The organism is Sinomonas sp. ASV486 (assembly GCF_030908215.1).
Taxonomy (GTDB): Bacteria; Actinomycetota; Actinomycetes; order Actinomycetales; family Micrococcaceae; genus Sinomonas; species Sinomonas puerhi.
In genome coordinates, this window is the sequence record NZ_JAVFJK010000005.1 from 126988 (window position 1) to 147389 (window position 20402).

A 20402-nucleotide genomic window follows, 5' to 3' on the forward strand; every position below is an offset into this window, starting at 1 on the left:
GACCATGTCATCACCCGCTCCCGCTCGAGTCGAGGAACATTGCGCCGCGTGCCGGTTCAATGACCTGCTGGGTTCAACCCCTCACACGAGTCTATCGAAACTATGTTCGAATGACAATGGATTGTGTCGGGTTGGGCTAGAACAAAACTGTTAGGTATCCTGATTGTTTGCAGCAGGTTCCAGAAGCGTCCTCACAGCTATCCCGTCGGATGTTGACAGGGTTCGAGAGCACTTTGAGATCGTCGGCGCGGTCTATTGGCCTGGCTCCGATGCGCGCTCATCGGGCGTGCTGGCGGTGAGGCTCCCGATCTCGGCAATTACGGTTCTGCCGGAGGGGCACGTCCAGACTGGCCTGCCGTCGGCCACGCTGGCCGTGAGGGGGTGGTTCTGGAGGTGGAGCGGGCAGGGCGCCAATTAGTGGATCTGGTACCCCATAGCTGGTCGAACACCTACTCCTGCACCTGATCGCCTGTCCGGGCAATGAGGCACTCTTGTCGTTCAGCGGGGTCCAGGACGAACCCCTGTCCTGTCCCGTCCCGGGCGGTCAGGGTCACGGACCAGAGACCGGTCGAGCCGTAGCTGCTGAACCGCGTTGCTGGGATCGGTGCCCCGGTTGCTGCGATGTCCTTCAGCACTGGGCCGAGGACGTCCTCTGCTGTGATGCCCACACTGCCATTCTGTCGCGGTGCGTGAGCTGGGAGGCGGCCATGTGGACCGCCGGAATGTTCACGTGCGCTGGACGTCCGAGCCGAGCTGGGTGAAGTGCTCGTGCCGGTAGCCCAGGTCGGCGAGGCGGCGCAGCTGCGTCACCCCTCGGTGCGGATCATGGAGCCGAGCGCAATGACGCGCTGGCCAAAATCTCATCAGCGCCAGCATCCGGTCGGTTTGCCCGGGCTCGAGGCGCGCGCGCCCGATCCGGTTGTGGACCAGGTGCTCGGCACATGACGAGCCTCGGTCTACTCCCGGTAGCGCTCGGGGACCCCTAAGCCCATTGCCTTGAGGAAACTGGCGGTCTTCACTTCGACGAAGACGTCTTCTCCGTTGCCATGGTCGGGTTCATCCGTATCGGGTTCGGAGTCATCGGCGAGGTAGGTCCTCGCCTGCGTGCGAAGCTGGGCTTCGTCGCCGTCGACGTAGTCGGCGACCCAAGCTGCGAGCCCTTCCGTCTCCGCTTGAAGGTTCGTCGGAGCGGACGCCGATTCATCATCGAAGTACACGCGTGGCGTCATCCCGAGAAAGGCGATGCCGGTTCCGGCGCGGTTCGGCGCGTAGCGGATCGTGGCTATGTCGCTGTCGTAGATGTCCAGATGGAGCCATGGCCCGCTGCGGTCGAGAGGCGGCTCATCCGCTCGTGCCCACAAACCGTTCTCGAACAACCAAGATCCGAAGTAGCCCACGTCTGCAGTATTCACCGAAGGTGGGTGATCTTCCTTGAGGGGGAGCGGCGTGGGTCATCCCACGCGGAGGCCCCGATGACGCTTCCGAACAACAAGCCCTTAGCCCAGCGAAGAACATTCACCTCGCGGTCACCGTACGGGCACCGGCGGCCCCTAGGCTCGGGACCGTTGAGACCATGCCGACTGATCCAGATCGGCGCGCGGAAGGGGACACGCATGGGCGGCCGCAACGATGACTTCACACAGGTGGTGGCGGGGGACACCGTCACTGTCACCGCTCCGGGACGGCTCATGGTCACCGGCATAGTCGACGCCGTGGCGCCGGACGGCTCGGTGCTGTGGGTCATGGAGGACGGCGGCCAGGGACGCCACATGGTGCACCGCACCGACATAGCCCACGTCGAGCTGCACTGACCGGCGCCCCGCCGACTGGGCCGCGCCGGGCACCATCCACTCTGGCTGCTCCCAGACGCTGCGCCTACGATCGGCTAGGTGTCCTCTATCGTTGAATCCGTCCTGTCCATGCCGCCTCTGCTCGCGTACCTGTTCGTAGCAGCGCTGGTCTTTGCGGAGGACGCGATCTTCGTTGGCTTTGTGATCCCGGGCGAGACCGCGGCCGTGCTGGGCGGCGTGATCGCGAATCAGGGCAAGGCGGACATCTGGGTCATGGTGCCACTCGTCGTCGCCGCGGCGATCATCGGCGACACGGTCGGCTACGAGATCGGCAAGCACTTCGGGCCGCGGCTGCTCGGATTCAAGGTCTTCGATCGGCACCGCAAGCGGCTCGAGGACGCCCAGGCCTTCCTGCGCACGCGCGGCGGCTCCGCCGTGTTCTTGGGACGCTTTGTCGCATTCTTCCGCGCGATGATGCCGGCTCTGGCGGGTGCATCGCAGATGCGCTACCGCCGTTTCGTCACCTTCAATGCGCTTGGCGGCCTGGTATGGGGCACGGGTTTCACGCTCCTGGGCTACGCGGCGGGAGCCTCGTACCAGGCGGTTGCAGGGACGGTGGGCAAGGACGTTGCCGCCGTCGTGCTCGTCATCGCCGTGGTCGCCGTCGTCGTGTGGCGCCTCCGCAAGGGCCGCTCCGACCGGCGCGACGAGCGGGCGTTCAGGAGCCGATCAGCTCCGGATCCTTCTGAAGGCCAGTGAGCCCGTTCCACGGGAGGTTCACGAGGTGCGCGGCGAACGCCGATCGGCGCGTGCCATCCTCAGGTGGCTATCCGTGGCAGAATTGACCATTGTGCCGCGGCCCCAGGGCGACACGCGCGCACTCCGCCCTGGTGTAATGGCAGCACGCCGGCCTTTGGAGCCGTGCAGTCTAGGTTCGAATCCTAGGGGCGGAACGAGGCGTGGCTAGAATGGCCGTCAGCCCCACTCGCGCGAGCCGATCGATCAGGAGAGCCAGCGACAGTGAATGCGGATACCCCCGGACAGAGCGCACCATCACAGCACTTCCAGGAGCCGCAGGGGCCGGCAGCCGTCGTGGTCCTCGCGGCTGGTGCCGGGACGCGCATGAAGTCCCGGACGCCCAAGATCCTCCATCTCTTGGGCGGCCGCTCGATGGTCACCCATGCGCTCGACGCCGCGCGGGGCCTCGCCCCGGGCCGGCTCGCCGTCGTCGTGCGTCACGAACGCGACCGAGTGGCCGAGCACATCGTGGACCACGACCCGGCCGCCGTCATTGTGGACCAGGACGAGATTCCGGGGACGGGCCGCGCCGTCGAGGTCGCCCTTGAGGCCCTCGACGCCGATGCCACGGGCGGCAGTGTCAGCGGGACCGTCGTCGTGACCTACGGCGACGTTCCCCTGCTCACCACCGCGCTCCTGAAGGATCTCGTTGCCGAGCATGAGGCGGGCGGAAACGCCGCCACGGTGCTGACCGCAGTGCTCGACGACGCGACCGGCTACGGCCGCATCCTCCGCGACGAAGACGGTACGGTCGCCGGGATCCGCGAGCACAAGGACGCGACCGACGAGGAACGTACGATCCGCGAAGTCAACTCCGGGATCTACGCGTTCGACGCGGATGTGCTGCGCGACGCGCTCAAGCAGGTCACGACCGACAATGCCCAGGGCGAGAAGTACCTCACAGACGTCCTCGCGATCGCCCGCGGAGCCGGCGGGAAGGTGTCGGCTCTCGCGACGACCGACCGCTGGCAGGTCGAGGGCGCCAACGACCGGATCCAGCTCCAGGCACTCGCCGCCGAGCACAACCGCCGCACGGTCGAGGCGTGGATGCGGGCCGGCGTCACCGTGATCGACCCCGCGACCACATGGATCGACTCGACGGTGACGCTCGCGGAGGACGTCACGGTCAAGCCCAACACCCAGCTCCACGGCGCCACAGCCGTTGAGCGCGACGCGGTCGTCGGCCCCGATACGACCCTCACGGACTGCACGGTCGGCGAGGGCGCGACGGTCAAGCGCACCGACGGGACGAAGGCCGAGATCGGCGCCGGCGCGACCGTCGGACCGTTCACCTACCTGCGCCCGGGCACCAAGCTCGGACCCGAGGGCAAGATCGGCGCGTTCTACGAGACGAAGAACGCGGTGATCGGACGCGGCGCCAAGCTCTCGCACCTCGGGTACGCGGGCGACGCCGAGATCGGCGAGGGCGCCAACATCGGCTGCGGGAACATCACCGCCAACTACGACGGCGTCAACAAGCACCGAACGCAAATTGGCGCCCACGTGCGCACGGGCTCCAACACCGTGTTCGTGGCCCCAGTGACGGTGGGCGACGGTGCCTACACGGCCGCCGGCGCGATCGTTCGCAAGGACGTGCCTGCTGGGGCCTTGGCGCTCACGGTCGCCCCGCAGCGCAACGCCGAGGGCTGGACCGAGGCGAACCGCGCAGGCTCGCCCTCTGCAGCGGCAGCTGCAGAACACCGGGCCAGGGCGGCACAGACTCTCCCCGCAACCCCCACGGCTTCCTCCGCAACCCCCACCGAGAAAGAAGAGGGCAAGTAGATGTCCGAGATCACGGCCCACGGCGAGAAGCGACTGGTGCTCGCCTCCGGGCGAGCGCACCCTGAGCTCGCCCAGGAGATCGCCAAGGAGCTCGGCACCGAGCTGCTGCCAACCTCGGCCTACGACTTCGCCAACGGCGAGACGTACGTCCGCTTCGAGGACAGCGTCCGCGGCACCGACGCGTTCGTGATCCAAGCGCACCCCGCGCCGATCAACAACTGGATCATGGAGCAGCTCATCATGATCGATTCGCTCAAGCGCGCGAGCGCCAAGCGGATCACGGTCGTGTCCCCGTTCTACCCTTACGCCCGGCAGGACAAGAAGCACCGCGGACGCGAGCCCATCTCGGCGCGGCTCATGGCGGACCTCTACAAGACCGCGGGCGCGGACCGGCTCATGAGCGTGGACCTGCACACCGCGCAGATCCAGGGCTTCTTCGACGGCCCGGTGGACCACCTCATGGCGATCCCGCTGCTGGCCGACTACGTGCGGACGCGGGTCGACCTCAACAAGGTCACCGTCGTCTCGCCGGACACGGGCCGCGTACGGGTGGCCGAGCAGTGGGCTGATCGCCTCGGCGGCGCGCCGCTCGCGTTCGTCCACAAGTCGCGGGACGTCAACGTGCCGAACTCGGCTGTCTCCAAGACCGTGGTGGGCCAGATCGAGGACCGCGACTGCGTGCTCATCGACGACATGATCGACACGGGCGGCACCATCTCGGGCGCTGTCTCTGTGCTCAAGAACGCAGGCGCCCGTTCCGTGATCATCGCCGCGACCCATGCCGTGTTCTCGGATCCGGCCACGCAGCGGCTCGCTGAGTCAGGTGCCCGCGAGGTCGTCGTCACCAACACGCTTCCGATCCCCGCGGAGAAGCGCTTCGAGTCGCTCACGGTCCTCTCGATCGCGCCGCTCATCGCGCGCGCGATCCACGAGGTCTTCGACGATGGCTCGGTCACGAGCCTCTTCGACGGCCGCAGCTAGAACGCTGCGGGCGGCAGAACCAGCACGACGGCGCGTGCCCGCCTCAGGTGGGCACGCGCCGTCGTGCGTCATCACCTCTGATACGATGGATGGCGAACCTTGGCGAGGGAGCGCCCCCACCTCGGGCCCAAGACAGCGGCCGCCTCCGTTATCGACTGGGTCTGACAACTCCTTCGCAGCGCTCCAGCAGCCGGTCGGTGGAGGTCGTGCAGACCTCGCGCCAATGCACCGATACGAAGGAGACACCATGAGCGAGAAGCTCGCAGCAGAAGTCCGCACCGAGTTCGGCAAGGGCTACGCCCGCCGCACGCGCGTTGCCGGCAAGATCCCGGCCGTCATCTACGGGCACGGCGCCGATCCGATCCACGTGGCTCTCCCGGCCCGCGCGACGACGCTTGCCCTGCGTGTCGCCAACGCGCTCCTCACGCTCGACATCGCGGGCGAGGAGCACCTCGCGATTGTCAAGGACATCCAGCGCAACGCCGTGCGCCAGGAGATCGAGCATCTGGACCTCCTGACCGTCAAGCGCGGCGAGAAGGTCACCGTCGACGTCCCCGTCCACCTCACGGGTGAGGTCGCCGCGGGCGCCGTCGCGAACCAGGAGGCCATGACCGTCTCCATCGAGGCCGAGGCCACGCACCTGCCTACCGCGCTCGAGGTCAGCATCGAGGGCCGCGAGGCAGGGCAGCACGTCCACGCCTCCGACATCGAGCTCCCGAAGGGCTCCATCCTGCTGAGCGACCCCGAGACCCTCGTGGTCAACGTCTCCGAGCCGGTTGCCGAGGAGCCCGAGGCAGAGGCCGCCGAGGCTTCCACCGAGGCCCCCGCCGAGGCTCCTGCCGCAGAGTAATCCCCGCCGCAGAGTAGGCTCAGACGTCGAAGGGCGTGAGGCGGCCCGCCCCACCGGGGTGGGCCGCCTCTTCTCTGCGTTCCCTGCCTTCCCCGCCCGACGCCCCACCTGACTGAGGAGTGCATCCATGACTGAGACGTGGCTCATCGTGGGCCTGGGCAATCCGGGACCCGAGTACAGCGGCAACCGCCATAACGTCGGCCAAATGGTCCTCGACGAGCTGGCGTCCCGAATGGGAGCCAGGTTCGCCGCGCACAAGGGTGCACGCGCCGTCGTGCTCGAGGGTCGGCTCTGGGTCGGTGGGCCCCGTGCCGTGCTCGCCAAGCCGCTCACCTACATGAACGTCTCGGGCGGGCCGACGTCATCGCTGGCGAAGTACTACGGGGTCGACCCCGCGCACGTCGTCGCTGTGCATGACGAGCTCGACATCCCGTTCAACACGGTCAGGCTCAAGCTGGGCGGGGGAGAGGGCGGCCACAACGGCCTCCGGGACATCTCCAAAGCCCTCGGCACCAAGGACTACCTTCGCGTGCGGGCCGGGGTGGGCCGGCCGCCCGGCCGGATGGACGCCGCGGACTTCGTGCTCCGCGACTTCTCCGCCGCGGAGAAGAAGGACCTCCCCTTCCTTCTCGATGAGTCGGCCGACGCCGTCGAGGCGCTCGTGCGCGACGGCCTCGCCGCGGCGCAGCAGAAGTTCCATCCGGCCAAGGCGTAGTTGGCGCCCAGAATGTGACGTCGGCTCCTGCCCGGGCCCGTGGGACCGCGGTATCGTGTCCCCAGCAACGTTCCGAAGGAACGTACCGACGCATGGGGGCGAAGGTCATAGATGGGGATTCGATTGGGGCTGTCCGGGGACAGCCAGATCATCCACGACGCGCAGGCACGCCTCAGCGACAGGCTGGCGTGGGCCCGCGTAGTCCGTGCGAAGGAGATCGCCACGGCCGAACAGGCCTTGGCTGATCCGTCGACGTACGGCGTTGTGGTCACCGGCGACGCGAGCTTCGGCAAGTCGGCGGTGGCCTCTGTGCTGCTCAACGACCTCGAGGCAGTCGCCTACACCGTGCGCCTGCGGAGCACAATCATGGGCACCGAGACACCGTACGGGGCGCTCAACGTGCTCCTCGCGCGGCTCCCCGAAGACGCCCAGGACGATCCGGGCACGATCATGCGCGGGATCCTGCAGCTGCTCGCCTCGGATGCGCGCGGCCGCGAGGCGGTCATGTCGCTCGAGACCTCCCACAACCTCGACGAGCTGAGCACGGCGACGCTCGTGAACGTCATGGTCACCGGCACCGCGAAGCTCGTGATCGTCGCCGATCGGGCGAGCGAACTGCCCACCGACTTCCACTGGATGCTCTCCGAGGAGCGCTTGCGGGAAGTGCCTTTGGCTGCACTTGATCCCGAGGACACGCTGACTGGCGTGCGCGAGCTCCTCGGGGCGCTCGTGCCGCAGACGGTCGCGCTCCAGCTTCACGGCCTCTCGCGCGGCAATCCGCAAGTACTGCTGTTGACGGTCTCCGAGCTCCTCCAGCGGGGCGCGCTGACGGTGGCCGACGGCGTGTGGACGCTTCCGCCCGACACTGACACGAGCGGGATCCGGCAGCTCGACGACCTCGTGAGGGCCCGCTTCCAGCGTCATCCCGCGCAGATCCAGGAGATCATCGAGGCGCTCGCGTGCGCCCGGCGCATCCCGCTCGTGCGGCTCGCGTCCACGTTCCGGGGCGAGGACCTCGCCCAGATGGAACGCGACGGGCTCCTCGCCATCGATGAGGGAGGCCGCCAGTCTGTCTCCCTCGCCGACGCGCTCATGGGCGACGTCGTGCGCGGCTGGCTCTCGGTGCCGCGGCGGCGCGAGCTGCGCGCCCTCCTCATGGCTGACGGTGAGCCGCCGCTCGACACCATCACGAACCTCGAGCTGCTCGGACTCGCGGCGTGGGCCCGTGAGTGCCACGCGCTGCTGCCCACGGGCCACGCTATCGCGGCGGCGGCCGAGTCGCTGCGCCTCTATGACGCGAAGTTCGCCCTCGAATGCCTCGACGGGGTCGAGCGGGACCCGAGCACATGGCCCACCGTCCAACGGCTGAGGGCCAGGGCGTTCCTCGTGCTCCAGCTGCCCCGGCAGTCGCTCGCTTGCCTCGATCAGGTGTCCGCGGCCGAACTGGACGCCGAGGGGCCAGTCGAGATGGCCACGTTCGTGGCGATCAGAGCCGAGGCCCTGCGCTGGGTTCCGGAAGGTGCCCGGGCGACGCGGGACCTCCTCGCGGACGTGCGCGGTGAGCTCCTCATTCGTGCCGGGACGGGCGCCTCATCGGACGCGGAGAACGCCAGGGCCGCCGCACTGCTGGACCTCGCCGAGTTCGAGTACTGGGCCTTCCTCGGAGAGTTCGGGCGCATCGTGGGGCGCCTCGAGGCGACCGTGGCGGATCCCAACCCTGTCGACGAGGAGACTCGCCTGATGGCCGCCTCCATACTCATGGAGGCCCGCACCGTACTCGGACGGGAGCAGGAAGGCCTTGCCCTCCTGCACGAGCTCACTGCGCAGATCAACCTGGGCAGCGGGCCGCTGCGGATGCGCCGGGCGTTCGCGACGAGGGCTTTCGACGTGCTCCTCCTCAACGGACACTGGCGCCAGGCCCTCGCCCTGCTCAAGGCCGCACCGCAGTGGTCGCCCCACTACCTGAGTACGTCTGGGGCATCGGTCGAGCTGGCCGTGGGGCTGGCCTACGTCTACGCGGGCCGAGGGCACGAGGCGATCGGCTCGCTCCTGTCAGCGACCGCACTGTTCGAGCGGACGCCGGCGAGCAGATGGCTCGGCCTCGCGTGCGCAGCCACAGCCTTCGCCTATGCCCAGCAGGGTGATACGCCCTCGGCACGGAAATGGCTCAGCAGGCTCGAGGACTGTGAACCTGCCGCCGGGTATCGCACCGCTTCCTACATCGACTTCTGCTCCGCGATGGCCAGGCGGTGGATCGGCGAGCCACACGCTGCCGCGATGCTCGTCGAGTCCGCGCGCGAGGACATTGCCCACGGCCGCTGGAACCCGGCCGGAATCAAGCTCGTGGGCGCCACCGTGGAGGGCAGCGAGGACGACCTGCGCCTGCTTGAGGACGTCTGCGCCCATCGTCAAGGCCCGCTCGCCGAGATCGGTGAACGCCTCGCCCGCGGCACACGGACCGGAAGCCTCGATGACCTCGCTGCGGCCGCGGATCTTGCAGCCAGCCTCGAACTCGATGCCCTCGAATCGCGCTGCGCGGCGGTGGCCTTAGACGTGGCCCACGAAATCAACGAGGTCGTGGTGGCCCGATTCATGCAGGCACGCCTCGACACCCTCGCCGGTCGTGTCGTCATCCTGCCGGTCGTGCCCAGCCGGGCCCCGCGGGTACTCACGCAGCGGGAACGAGAGGTCGCCGCCCTTGCGGCGATGGGCGAGTCGAACAGGCGCATCGCGGAGGACCTCGGACTCTCGGTGCGCACGGTTGAGGGCCACCTCTACCAGGTGTTCAGCAAGCTCGCCGTCTCCACCCGCACCGAACTGGCGGAGTTCCTGTGACCATTGGCGACTGGGACCGCCCGTGAACGAGGAGCCTCCCGGGCCGCACGTGCTCCCTACCACCGCGCGCGTCGTCGAGCTCGTCCAGCGGCCAGGAACGGCTGCTGTGCTCGTCCTCGGCGAGATGGGCGCGGGCAAGTCCGCGGTGCTCGACGGCGCGGCGCGGCTCCTCGACGGCGCGATGGAACTTCTCCGCCTCCACGGCAGCCCCTCGCTCGCGAAGGTGCCCTACGGCGTGCTCGCGCCCTTCCTTGGCGCACTTCCTCCCGAGGGGGCCGGATCGCGCGTCGAGGTGCTACGGGCGTTCTGGCGCGCCGTCGAAGCCCTCCGGCGGGATCGCAGAAGAGACCTCCTGCTCGTGATCGACGATGCACACGAGCTCGACCCCGCGTCGAGCGAGGTGGTCGCCGAGCTCGTTTCGGCCCGATGGACCAAGGCATTCGTCGCGGCCCCCAGCGGTGCAGCGCTGCCCCGGCCGCTCATGGAGCTGTGGCTCGACGGCGGAGTCGAACGCGTGGACCTCGCTCCGCTGAGCGTCGACCAGGTCCGGGAGTTCATCGAGTCTGCCCTGGGCGGCCGCGTCCTGGCCTCGGTGCCGCGGCTCTTCTGGCAGGCATCGGAGGGCAATCCACTGGTGCTGGGCAGACTCGTCGATGAGGCCCGACGAGCCGGATCCCTCGCGCTGCGCGGGCAGACCTGGGTCATCACCGGCGAACTCCCGCATCAGGGCGTTGGACTGGTCGGCCTCGCACGGGCGCAGCTCGCGCGCCTGACGGCGCCCGAGCGGGAAGCGCTGAGCCTGATTGTCGTTGCCGAGCCGGCGCCGCTCGAATTGATCGAACGCGAATACGGCGCAGAGACCATCCAGCGTCTTGTCGCGACCCGCCTCGTTCGTCCGCCCGAGGGGCCCGATGGAGTGCTCCGCCTGCGGCATCCCGTGTATGGCAACGCCCTCCTCTCGCTCATCCCGCGCACCACGTCGCTCGAGCTGAGGCAGCATGCGACCGAGTACGTGGCCCACCAGACGTCGACAGCGGAGGGCCTGCTGCGCGCCACCACCTGGGCTCTGGACTGCGGCTTCACGATGGAGGACGCAACGCTCTTGGCCGCCGCCCAACTGGGGCTTCGCCTCTATGAGACCTCGCTCGCCGTGCGGGCTGCCCGCGCCGTCGGGGACCCCGAGCTGCGCCCCGCCGCCGATGAGGTGCTCGGCCAGGTCGCCTACAGTCGGGGCGAGTACGCTGAGGCCGCTGCGCTGCTAAGGCCGAGCGGAGGCCTCGACGGCAGGACCCACGCCTGCCTCACGGGAGGTCTCGTGTGGATCTTCGCCCGCACCGCGTTGGGCCACTCGGCTGGGGCCATCCGCGACGACGTCGACCGACTGGAGGATGGAGAGGTCAGGGAGGTCCTCGGCCTCGTGCTCGATTCACTCGTGGGTGACTCCGCGCGGGTCGCCGAGCGTCTGGCCCGGAGGCAGGCCGCGCGTGCGCACGACGCTCGCGCGGACGATCTGGCAGAGATCGTCGTCCAGTCTGTCCGGGCTGAGCTCCTCGTCGGCGCGGGCCACCCAATACAGGCGCTCGCTGCCGTGCGAGGCCGGCTCACCCGGGCCGTGGAGGGCAACATCGTGACGCCGTTCGTTCAGTCCTTCGCGACCGCACGGCTGCTCATCGCAGATCTCACTGCAGGGCAGTGGGACGCGGCCGACGCCGACGTCCAGCGATTCCTCATCGCCTCCAACGCCGGTCTGGTTGCAGACGGCGCCGCCGCTGAGACGGCGCGGGGCCTGAGCCTGCTGCGCAGGGGTATGTTCCGCGATGCCCTCGCCGCGCTCACTCCGGCCGTCGACGCGCTGCGGGGACGCGATCCCCAGCACGTCGTCGGCCTCGCGGCGTCGACCGCTGCCTACGCAGGTGTGCGACTCGGGGAGTACGACGTCGCGCGCGGGCTCCTCATCGACGTCGAGAATCCCGCGAATCCCGGAGTTTCCCTTCTCCGGCCCTTGGTCGACCTCTTCGCCGCGGCCGCGAGAGCCGGGCTCGCCGGACCGGGCGCACTGCCGGTCGCCGAGGCTGGCCGGGACCTCGAGGCAGTGCTGGAGCGGATGTCCGGCAGGGGTCGGCTCGACCTTGAGATCCAGGGCGAGATCCTCTGGCTCGAAGCCGGGCACCGTAGCCGGCTCGACCGGCTGCGGGACGTCGCGGAGAGGATCGAGGGGGCGTGGGCTGCGTCGGCTGCCCGCATGGCCTCGGCGCTCATCGACGGCTCCCCAGCGACGCTGCTTGAAGCAGCGGAGTCCCTCTTTGCGGCCGGTGCGGTGTGGAACTCACGGGAGTGCTTTGCGGATGCCTCGCGCGCCCTCGACAGGATGCTGCGCCGCGCCGACGCGCGCGAGGCCTGGGCGAGGAAGACGGACTGCGACGCCATCCTGGGGGACGAGGGCCCGGCGCTCGCCCCGCCGGAGGTGAAGCGCCTCACCCGCAGGGAACGCGAGGTCGTGGCCTTTGCCGTGTCCGGGCTCAGCGACCGGGAGATCGCTCAGAGGCTCACGGTATCGGTGAGAACGGTGGAGGGGCACCTCTACAGGGCCTATGCGAAGCTCGATGTGACGAGCCGCGAACAGCTCACGTCTGCCGTGGGCAGAACACGCCGGAGCACACCCTCGGCGCGCGCAATCGAGTACACCTCGAACGGGACCAAGTACTCTGTCTCCGACGGGGTACCGAAATACGAGTAGCGGCTACGCATGTGGCACTAAACGCCCAGTGCCACAGTTGAGATGTGGCCGGAGTCGACAAGACTCGTGGCCTCGTCGCCCCAAGGACTGGGTCGGCGGCGTCGGAACCTCCCCGAGACCAAGGTTCCTCCCCCCAGCCGCCGCCGACCCGACCTTGGGTCCCCTACCGGAGAATGGACCCCTGAGAGTCCTCCGGCGCTGCCTGCCCTCCCGGCGTGGAACAATAGATTCCGGCACGTCTTCGTGCCGTAATTCAGGTAGTCTGCGAAAGCAGCTTCGTTCCACCCCGAAGGAGCCCATCCCGTGGCCCTGGTCAAGACGCCGCCGACCCTCGTGCCCTCCCCAGCCGCGCTGGATGATGCCGAGGTGGAGCGCATCCGCAACGACTTCCCCGTGCTGGACCAGACGATCCACGGCCACCCGCTGGTCTACCTGGACTCGGGCGCCACGAGCCAGCACCCCCGGAGCGTGCTCGAGGCCGAGCAGGACTTCTACGAGCAGCGCAACGCCGCCGTGCACCGCGGAGCCCACGAGCTAGCTGTGAGGGCTACCGACGCGTACGAGGATGCGCGCGTTGCCGTGGCGCGGTTCGTCGGAGCGGCCCCGGACGAGATCGTCTGGACCTCCAATGCCACGGAGGCCATTAACCTGGTCGCCTACGCACTCGGCAACGCCTCCGCGTGGGCCGAGCGTGGCCGCGGCGGAGCCGGGATGCGGGAGCTCGCCGTCGGGCCCGGCGACGAGATCGTCGTCACTGAGCTTGAGCACCATGCGAACCTCATCCCGTGGCAGGAACTCGCCTTCCGGACAGGCGCGACGCTGAGGTGGATCCCCATCGACGACGCTGGCCGGCTCCGGATGGACGAGGCCGAGAAGATCATCGGGCCCCGGACGAGAGTGGTCGCGTTCGCGCATGCGTCCAACGTGCTCGGCTCCGTCGCGCCCGTCGAGGAGCTCGTCGGGCTCGCCCGCCGTGTGGGCGCACTCACGGTCCTCGACGCGTGCCAGTCCGCGCCGCACATGCCCCTCGACCTCGCCGGGCTCGGAGTCGACTTCGCGGCCTTCTCTGGCCACAAGATGCTCGCGCCCACCGGCATCGGCGCGCTCTACGGGCGCCGCGAGCTGCTCGACGCGCTTCCGCCCGTGCTCGTCGGAGGATCGATGATCACGACCGTGACCATGGAGCGGGCCGAGTATCTCCCGGCACCGCAGCGATTCGAGGCGGGCACCCAGCGCATCTCCCAGGCCGTGGCCTTCGCCGCGGCAGTCGACTACCTGAACCACGTGGGCATGGACCGCATCCACGCGTGGGAGGCGGGGCTGGGCGCGCGCCTCGCCGAAGGCATCGCCGCGGTTCCCGGCGTGCGGCTCCTGGGCCCGGCTCCCGGTGCGGAATGGCACGGCTCCGGCCGGATCGGTCTGGCAGCCTTCAACGTCGAGGGGGTACACGCGCACGACGTCGGGCAGTACCTCGACAGCGCGGGCATCGCCGTGCGCGTGGGCCACCACTGCGCCCAGCCGCTCCATCGGCGCCTCGGTCTGACCGCGTCGACCCGTGCGAGCGCCTACCTGTACACGACCACGGCGGAGGTCGAGGCCTTCCTCGGCGCCCTCGCCGAGGTCCGAGCCTATTTCGGAGTGGCCCGATGAGCCTTGATTCCCTGTACCAGCAGCTGATCCTCGAGCACGCCAAGGCCAAGCACGGCAGCGGCCTCGCGTGGAAACCGGGGGCCGAGCCGCTCCCTGCAGGGACGGGCCAGTCGCACCAGCTCAACCCGGTGTGCGGTGACGAAGTGACGGTCCGTGTTGAGGTGAGCGGCGGCGTCGTGAGCTCGGTGCGTTGGGACGGAGCCGGCTGCTCGATCTCGATGGCGTCCGCGTCGGTGCTGCACGACATGGCCGAGGGGCTCACGGTGGCCGAGTTCGGCGAGCTCGTCGGGGCCTTCCGCGAGATGCTGCGCTCTCGCGGCACCATCGAGGCCGATCCTGAAGTCCTCGGCGATGCCGCGGCCTTCTCTGGCGTGTCCCGCTATGCGGCACGGGTCAAGTGCGCCATGATTGCCTGGGTTGCCGCCGAGGACGCCGCGCGCCAGGCAGCATAGACACCCGGACTCGGTCAAAAGTCTCTATTCGAGGGCCGGGCCTCTGACGTACGCTAAGCCCTGATTTGGGCGGACGAGCTGTTGCCGCCTGGGCTGTGGGGTGACTTGGCATGCAGAGAGATACCGCTGCATCGATGACCTTCGTCCACGCTGACGATGCACCGGCTGGATCAGCGGAACGCCAGGCCGATCGGCTTACGTGGGCGATGCTCGTCCGTCAGGAGGAACTCGCGCACGGGGTCCACGCATTCAGGGACCCGGCCTCACTGGGGGCGGTCGTGACTGGCCCGCCCGGCGTGGGGAAGTCATTCCTTGCGAGCGCCGTCCTCTCTGCCCTCGGCGCCGGGGTGTACCCACTGCGGATCCGGACCCCTTCCGTGCCGTCGGATGTGCACTTCGCGTCCCTGGGGCCCCTTCTCGCCCGTCTCCCGAGAGGTCTGGCCGACTCGCCCACCAAGCTCTTGGTCGCCGTCCAGGAGATCCTCCGTGGGGATGCCGGCGGGCTGCCGGTCGTCCTCGTCGTCGAGTTCGGCGCCCCGCTGGATGAAGGCACCGTCGGAGTGCTCCTCCACCTTCTCCACGGAGGGATGGCGAGGCTGCTCGCGATCGCCCCGCGCACCACCGACCTGGCGGCCGACTTCCTGCGTCTCGTCCGCGACGGGAGGCTCAGCGAGGTCGCCCTGCGCGGCATCAGCATCCGCGAGACCCGAAAGCTCGTCTCCGCCCTCATGGGTGGGCGCGTTTCAGCCTCGGTGGTGGCCGAAGTCCATCAGGCCTGCGGAGGCAATCCCTCGACGGTCCAGGGCATCGTGCGGCGCGAGCATGCGTCCGGCAATCTCCATCGGAGAGGAGCGGTCTGGACCCTCGACGGTCCGGTCGAGGGCGAGGTCGGCGCGGGAACGGATGAGATCATCCGTGCGCGCTGGGCGCGCGAGCCCCAGGATGTCCGTGAGGTGATCGAGCATCTCGCAGCGGCCCGGCGAATCCCGATTTCAGGGCTCGCCGGGCTTTTTGGTACCGAGGTCCTGGTTGACATGGAGGAGCGGCACCTCCTGGCCGTCGACGGGACCCCGCGCCGGTGCGCGTACCTCCGGGAACCGCGGATGGCCGAGCTCGTGCGGGGGCGGCTTGGGCCCGACCGCCACCGGGAGCTCGCGTCGCTCGCGACGCGCAGCGGCGCCCCCGAGGAGGACGGGCTGGACGCGGAAGATCTCATCTCGTACGTCGAGTGGGCCTTCGCGAGCGGGGGATCCGTGGGCCCGGACCTCCTGACCCGCGCGGCACATGCCGCGATGGGACTCTTTGAACCGCAGCGGGCACTGGATCTCTTGGACCGCGGCGGGAGGCCGACTGGTCCTGCGGCCGTCGGGGAGACCCTCGCGAGGGCCGACGCGCTCTCGATCCTCGAACGGAGGGAGGAGGCGCTCGCGGTCATCACGCACTTGCCGCCGGCCGCGCTCGACGGGGTCGGAGCGGTCGAGCGCGCGCGCGTCGCGGCCACGGAAAGCGAGCTGCTCACGTGGCTCCCCGAGCATGGCGACCCGCTCGGCCCACTTCGCACCGAACGGGCAGCGCTCGCGGCCGAGAGCCACGCGGACCGGCACGTCCTGCGAGACGCGGCGGAAGTCCTCGACCTTGCCGAGTTCCGCGCCCAGGCGTTCCGGGGCGAGTTCGTCCCCGTCCTCGACACGCTTGAGGAGGCCGCGCGGCGGGCTGACGCGAGCGAGGGGTTCCGCCATGAGACTTCGCTCCTGCTCGCCCTCGCGTGGGCGGCCTGCGGACGGGAGCTGGATGCGGCCGCGCTCCTTGCCGCGGTCGAGTCGAGGGCGGCCCAGTGCTGCGAGGATGACTCCTTCATCTCCGCTGCCTGCTTCGTCTGGATTGTCAATGGCGACTGGAAGCGGTGCCTTGAGCGGCTCGAGACCTACATGGAGCGCGGTGGGCGGCGGCTCAGACTGCGCGGAGGTCTCCTCGAGCTCTGGGTGGGCCTCTCGCTCGTCATGGCGGGGCAGGGAGGACCTGCCCTCGAGCCGCTCCTGAACGCGCTGGCCCAACTCGAGGAATTCCCCGCCGCCAATGCGGAGCGGGCCGCGTCGGCTGCGACGGCGCTCGCGTACGCCCAGATCGGGGACTCGGGCGAGGCCGCGCTGTACCTCGAGCGGGCGGCTGCCGCGGCCGGGCATACCCCGTGGCGGCTCGAGTTCTTCGCCGATTTCTGCGAGCTCCTGGCCCGTCGCTGGCTCGGGGAGGGCGCGGCCACCGAGCGGCTTCTCGCCCACGCGGCCCTCGACGAGGAGGCGGGGCGTGTCGCAGCGGCTGGATTGAGGGTCTTCGCGGCGTCCGTGCCCGGCACCGATAGCGAGTTCCTGTGGATCGAAAGGCTCGGGCAGCAGCGGCAGGGACCTCTCGCGCACCTCATGACGTCGGTGGCCGCCGCATCCCGCTGCTGTGAAGCCGAGGCGCTGCTCGCGGCGGCCGAGGAGGCGCACGCGATGAGCCTCGACAGCGTCGAGGCCCGATGCGCCGCTCTCGCGCTCGATGCTGCGCGCGACCACGGCGACGCAGGGGCCGCAGGCCGCGCGCAGACTAGGCTCGACCGCCTTACCCGGATCCTCCCGGTCCTTCCCCTCGTCCCGCAGGTGCCCGCGCCAGTGCTGACGAGCCGCGAGCGCCAGATCGCGGACATGGCCGCATCGGGGTCGTCGAACCGGGATATCGCGGAGGCGATCGGCGTCTCGGTGCGCACCGTCGAGGGGCACCTCTACCAGGTGTTCATGAAGCTCGGGGTGTCCTCGCGCAGCGGCCTCGAGGGGCTGGTCTGAGGTGCGGGGAGGGCCTGAGGCTATGGGGGATCGGGGGTGACAGGGCAGGCGGAGCTCCGACGGGAGACTGCGGCCGCAGGTGGGCCCACACGTCAGGGGATCGCGTCCGCGGCCGCGGACCTGCTGCGCCGCGAGGGCCCGACCGCGGTGTTCATCGTCGGCGAGCTGGGATCAGGACGGTCGCATCTGCTCGACGCGATCCTGGCGGAGCTCGCGGGCGAAGTCACGCCGTTCCGCCTCTCGACGGGTCACAGTCTCCGCGACATCCCGTACGCCGCCCTCCTGGCGCGCCTCCCTCAGCTCACGGTCGACGACGTGCAGGACCGCGTCGGGGTCCTGCGCGCGCTGTGGTCCGAGCTGCGCCGCACGACGGGGGAGACCGGCCAGCCCGTCCTCGTGGTCGTCGACGACGCCCAGGACCTCGACGACGGATCGGCAGGCCTCATCGCGGAGGCGGTCGCGTCGTCGTGGGTACGGCTCCTCGCTGCAGGGACGGCGAGAAGCGGCCTCCCCGGCGACCTGCTCGAGATGTGGCATGACGGGATCGCTGAACGGATCGAGCTCCCGCCGCTGAGCCTTGCGGAAGCCAAAGGCCTCGTGGAAGGACGCCTCGGCGGCCGGCTGTCCGCCACCGCGGCCCGCGTGCTGCACAGCATCGCCGGCGGGAATCCGCTGCACCTCGTCTCCCTCCTGGACGAGGCGCTCGAGGGGAAGACGCTCGTGCGTCAGGACGGCCTCTGGCTCCTGACCGCACCCTTCCGCAGCCGCGGCGAAGCCCTCGCGGAATATGTGCGCAGCGGGATGGAGGCCCTCGCGCCCGCGGAGCGCGAGGCGGTCATGCTGGTCGCGCTCACTGAGCCGCTGCCCAGGGCAGCCGCACGCGCCCTCATCATGCGCGACGTGCTCGACCGCCTCCTGGAACTCGGCTGGCTCACCGAGACGGCGGGGGACGGGCTGCGTGTGCGGTCGAGACTCGAGGGCGATGCCGTTCGCCGGATGACGACGGCGACCCGCCGCCTCCACCTCTACCGGCGTGCCGAGGCCGCCGGCGACGACCTCCGGCAGCCCGCCAACGAACTCAGGCTCCTCGAACTGGCGCTCGGAACCGGCACGGTGCTGCCCGCAGCCGAGCTGCTCGCCCGCGCCTCGACGGCCGTGCGCCGCTTCGACAGCGAGCTCGGACTCAGGGCGGCGGCCATGATCGACGGCGACGCTGAGCGCTCCCTCGTCCGGGGCGTCGTCGCCCGAGCCCACCTCAATCTCGGGAGCCCGGAAGCGGCGCTCGCCGCCGTTGCCCGCGGCCCAGCAGATCCCAGCGATGCGGCCGATGTGCTCGCTGGCTCCCTCGTGAAGTTCATGGTGCGGCTCGCCCTCGGCGACCTCGAGCGCGTGGAGGAGGACGCCGTCGCGCTTGAGAAGGCGGCGGCGAACGTCTCGCATGGCGACGCCCGGGTGATCGGGCCAGGAGCCAAGGAGGCCGTCCTGCGGCGCGCGCGGCTCCTGCGGGCGCTCGCCTCGGCGGAGCGTGCTGACTTCGGCGCGGTCGCCGCCGCGCTTGAAGAGGACGGACGGTCGGCCCGTGCCTCTGCGGCGCCTGAGATCGAGAAGTACCTCTGGATCCTCCTCGACTCGGAGGTCCAGCTCGCGGCAGGGCGCTACGAGAGGGCCGCGCACTCGGCGGGCGTCGTGCTAGCAGGCAGAGTCATGGACGAGGAGCACTTCCCCCTCGCCGAGCACGGATTGGTGCGGTACTTGGCCGGGGCAGTGCTGGCGGGTGATTGGGAGGACATCGACGGTGTCCTTGGCTCCTCTGAGCGCGGACACCTGCGCCCGGTCGTGGTGTACGGGCCTTGCCTGGACTGCGCGCGCTCGTATGTCCTCCTGCGCCAGGGGCGGGCCGAGGAGGCCGACGCCGTCCTTGCCGACGTCGTGCAGAACCTCGAGCTCCTCGATCCGCTCCGGCTGCGGGGCCTCGCGTGGTCTTTCGCTGCGTGGTCCGCAGCGGCGATTGCGCACCCCGATGTAGCGCGTGCCCGACTGGCCCGCGCCGAGCAGACAGCCGGCGTGGGCAGCGCAGCGATGCGCCACCTCGCTGCGATGCACCGTGCGGGCGCCCTCGAGATGCTCGACGCCGGGGCCGGGCTCCCACTCCTGGCGGCCATGGCCGAGGAAGACCATGCGGCCTCTCGCCCGGGCTGGGAACTCGTGGCCCGCATCATCGGATTCGAACTCGGGGCCTCGGACGACGACGGGCGGGGCGCCGGGCTTGCCGCCGAGGCCGAGGGGTCCTGGGCAAGTGCCTGGGCTGCCTGGGCCAGCGCCCAGACGGCCGAGGGACCCGCAGGTGCCGCGAACCCCGGATCTGGTGGCGCGGCCGAAGGCTACCTGGCTGCGGGAGAGCTCTTCCGCAGCCTCGGCATGCTCCGGCGTGCCCGGGCCGCCTTCGCGCGGGCAGCCGCATGCTCCGACTCCGCCGGGGACCGCGCCGCCGCGCGTCGCGCCGCGGCCGCCGCGGGCACCTGTGAGGGCCTGCCCGGATCGGGAGAGGCGGGCGAGCGGGAGGAGGCCGTCCTTGCCTCGCTGCGCCTGAGCCGCCGCGAGCAGGACGTCGTCGACCTTGCCCTCGATGGCCTGAGCGACCGGCAGATCGCGGACAGGCTCCACCTGTCCGTGCGGACCGTCGAGGGCCACCTCCACCGCAGCTACGCGAAGCTGGGCATCCGAAGCCGCGAGGAGCTACGCGCCGCCGTGCTCGGCTGAACGGGCGCCGCTACGGCGGCCTTTCCGCCGCCCTGCCGCGGGCTTCATGGCGACCTCCCCGCCATCGACCCGAGTAGTCGCCTGCCTCGGTGCGCACGTACGTGGATCGGGACACGTAGGGGAAAGGTGCCTGCCTGCGTACCGGCCAAGGGTTCGCCCGTGGGAAGCCTTCTCCAGCTCGGGTACCCACTACTGGTGACCCCCACAGGGCGCTCGCGCTGTACTGGTGG

General features: G+C 69.9%; 15 protein-coding genes and 1 tRNA gene. 13 read left to right on the forward strand and 3 right to left on the reverse strand.

Annotation, left to right across the window (positions count from 1 at the left end; genetic code table 11):
- Nucleotides 1-449: 449 nt before the first annotated feature.
- The 3 genes from RBS60_RS08955 to RBS60_RS08965 form a co-directional block, all read right to left on the reverse strand.
- A complete protein-coding gene (locus tag RBS60_RS08955; RefSeq protein ID WP_307957205.1) occupies nucleotides 450-668 on the reverse strand; it encodes a hypothetical protein in 219 nt (72 codons plus the stop codon).
- Between the two features lie 58 nt (nucleotides 669-726).
- A complete protein-coding gene (locus tag RBS60_RS08960) occupies nucleotides 727-864 on the reverse strand; it encodes a hypothetical protein (protein WP_307957206.1) in 138 nt (45 codons plus the stop codon).
- A gap of 92 nt (nucleotides 865-956) precedes the next feature.
- The gene (locus RBS60_RS08965; protein WP_307957207.1) at nucleotides 957-1397 is read right to left on the reverse strand and encodes a hypothetical protein; all 441 of its coding nucleotides are present in this window, start codon (nucleotides 1395-1397) and stop codon (nucleotides 957-959) included.
- A 216-nt stretch (nucleotides 1398-1613) separates the two neighbouring features.
- Here RBS60_RS08965 and RBS60_RS08970 point away from each other — a divergent pair, with 216 nt between their 5' ends.
- The 13 genes from RBS60_RS08970 to RBS60_RS09030 all read left to right on the forward strand — a co-directional run bounded on the left by RBS60_RS08970 (nucleotide 1614) and on the right by RBS60_RS09030 (nucleotide 20172).
- Nucleotides 1614-1811, forward strand: coding sequence for a hypothetical protein (locus RBS60_RS08970; protein ID WP_307957208.1), 198 nt, complete (start codon nucleotides 1614-1616; stop codon nucleotides 1809-1811).
- A gap of 78 nt (nucleotides 1812-1889) precedes the next feature.
- Complete coding sequence (locus RBS60_RS08975) at nucleotides 1890-2549, forward strand: DedA family protein (protein ID WP_307957209.1); 660 nt, start codon at nucleotides 1890-1892, stop codon at nucleotides 2547-2549.
- 122 nt (nucleotides 2550-2671) lie between these two features.
- Nucleotides 2672-2743, forward strand: a tRNA-Gln gene (locus RBS60_RS08980).
- Between the two features lie 67 nt (nucleotides 2744-2810).
- The gene (gene glmU / locus RBS60_RS08985; protein ID WP_307957210.1) at nucleotides 2811-4370 is read left to right on the forward strand and encodes a bifunctional UDP-N-acetylglucosamine diphosphorylase/glucosamine-1-phosphate N-acetyltransferase GlmU; all 1560 of its coding nucleotides are present in this window, start codon (nucleotides 2811-2813) and stop codon (nucleotides 4368-4370) included.
- Nucleotides 4371-5351, forward strand: coding sequence for a ribose-phosphate diphosphokinase (locus RBS60_RS08990; protein ID WP_307957211.1), 981 nt, complete (start codon nucleotides 4371-4373; stop codon nucleotides 5349-5351). It abuts the gene before it with no gap.
- A gap of 247 nt (nucleotides 5352-5598) precedes the next feature.
- A complete protein-coding gene (locus tag RBS60_RS08995) occupies nucleotides 5599-6201 on the forward strand; it encodes a 50S ribosomal protein L25/general stress protein Ctc (protein WP_307957212.1) in 603 nt (200 codons plus the stop codon).
- A 127-nt stretch (nucleotides 6202-6328) separates the two neighbouring features.
- A complete protein-coding gene (gene pth, locus RBS60_RS09000) occupies nucleotides 6329-6916 on the forward strand; it encodes an aminoacyl-tRNA hydrolase (RefSeq protein ID WP_307957213.1) in 588 nt (195 codons plus the stop codon).
- 111 nt (nucleotides 6917-7027) lie between these two features.
- Nucleotides 7028-9751, forward strand: a complete 2724-nt coding sequence (locus tag RBS60_RS09005; protein WP_307957214.1) for a helix-turn-helix transcriptional regulator — start codon at nucleotides 7028-7030, stop codon at nucleotides 9749-9751.
- A 22-nt stretch (nucleotides 9752-9773) separates the two neighbouring features.
- Nucleotides 9774-12488 (forward strand): LuxR C-terminal-related transcriptional regulator, encoded by a 2715-nt coding sequence (locus tag RBS60_RS09010; RefSeq protein WP_307957215.1) that lies wholly within the window; start codon nucleotides 9774-9776, stop codon nucleotides 12486-12488.
- Between the two features lie 303 nt (nucleotides 12489-12791).
- Nucleotides 12792-14138: a SufS family cysteine desulfurase gene (locus RBS60_RS09015; RefSeq protein ID WP_307957216.1), complete on the forward strand. Its 1347-nt coding sequence runs from the start codon at nucleotides 12792-12794 to the stop codon at nucleotides 14136-14138.
- Nucleotides 14135-14590 carry a Fe-S cluster assembly sulfur transfer protein SufU gene (sufU, locus tag RBS60_RS09020; protein WP_307957217.1) on the forward strand — a complete coding sequence of 152 codons (456 nt, stop codon included), beginning with the start codon at nucleotides 14135-14137 and terminating at the stop codon, nucleotides 14588-14590. Before RBS60_RS09015 ends, sufU begins: the two co-directional genes overlap by 4 nt.
- Before the next feature lie 110 nt (nucleotides 14591-14700).
- Nucleotides 14701-17412, forward strand: coding sequence for a LuxR family transcriptional regulator (locus RBS60_RS09025; protein WP_307957218.1), 2712 nt, complete (start codon nucleotides 14701-14703; stop codon nucleotides 17410-17412).
- Between the two features lie 36 nt (nucleotides 17413-17448).
- Complete coding sequence (locus tag RBS60_RS09030; RefSeq protein WP_307957219.1) at nucleotides 17449-20172, forward strand: LuxR C-terminal-related transcriptional regulator; 2724 nt, start codon at nucleotides 17449-17451, stop codon at nucleotides 20170-20172.
- Nucleotides 20173-20402 lie beyond the last annotated feature (230 nt).

Excerpts from the sequence above, each read along its gene's own strand:
- RBS60_RS08960 (WP_307957206.1), bottom strand. The coding sequence starts at position 864 with ATGAGATTTTGGCCAGCGCGTCATTGCGCTCGGCTCCATGATCCGCAC.
- RBS60_RS08970 (WP_307957208.1), top strand. The coding sequence starts at position 1,614 with ATGGGCGGCCGCAACGATGACTTCACACAGGTGGTGGCGGGGGACACC.
- RBS60_RS08990 (WP_307957211.1), top strand. The coding sequence starts at position 4,371 with ATGTCCGAGATCACGGCCCACGGCGAGAAGCGACTGGTGCTCGCCTCC.
- RBS60_RS08995 (WP_307957212.1), top strand. The coding sequence starts at position 5,599 with ATGAGCGAGAAGCTCGCAGCAGAAGTCCGCACCGAGTTCGGCAAGGGC.
- pth (WP_307957213.1), top strand. The coding sequence starts at position 6,329 with ATGACTGAGACGTGGCTCATCGTGGGCCTGGGCAATCCGGGACCCGAG.
- RBS60_RS09005 (WP_307957214.1), top strand. The coding sequence starts at position 7,028 with ATGGGGATTCGATTGGGGCTGTCCGGGGACAGCCAGATCATCCACGAC.
- sufU (WP_307957217.1), top strand. The coding sequence starts at position 14,135 with ATGAGCCTTGATTCCCTGTACCAGCAGCTGATCCTCGAGCACGCCAAG.
- RBS60_RS09025 (WP_307957218.1), top strand. The coding sequence starts at position 14,701 with ATGCAGAGAGATACCGCTGCATCGATGACCTTCGTCCACGCTGACGAT.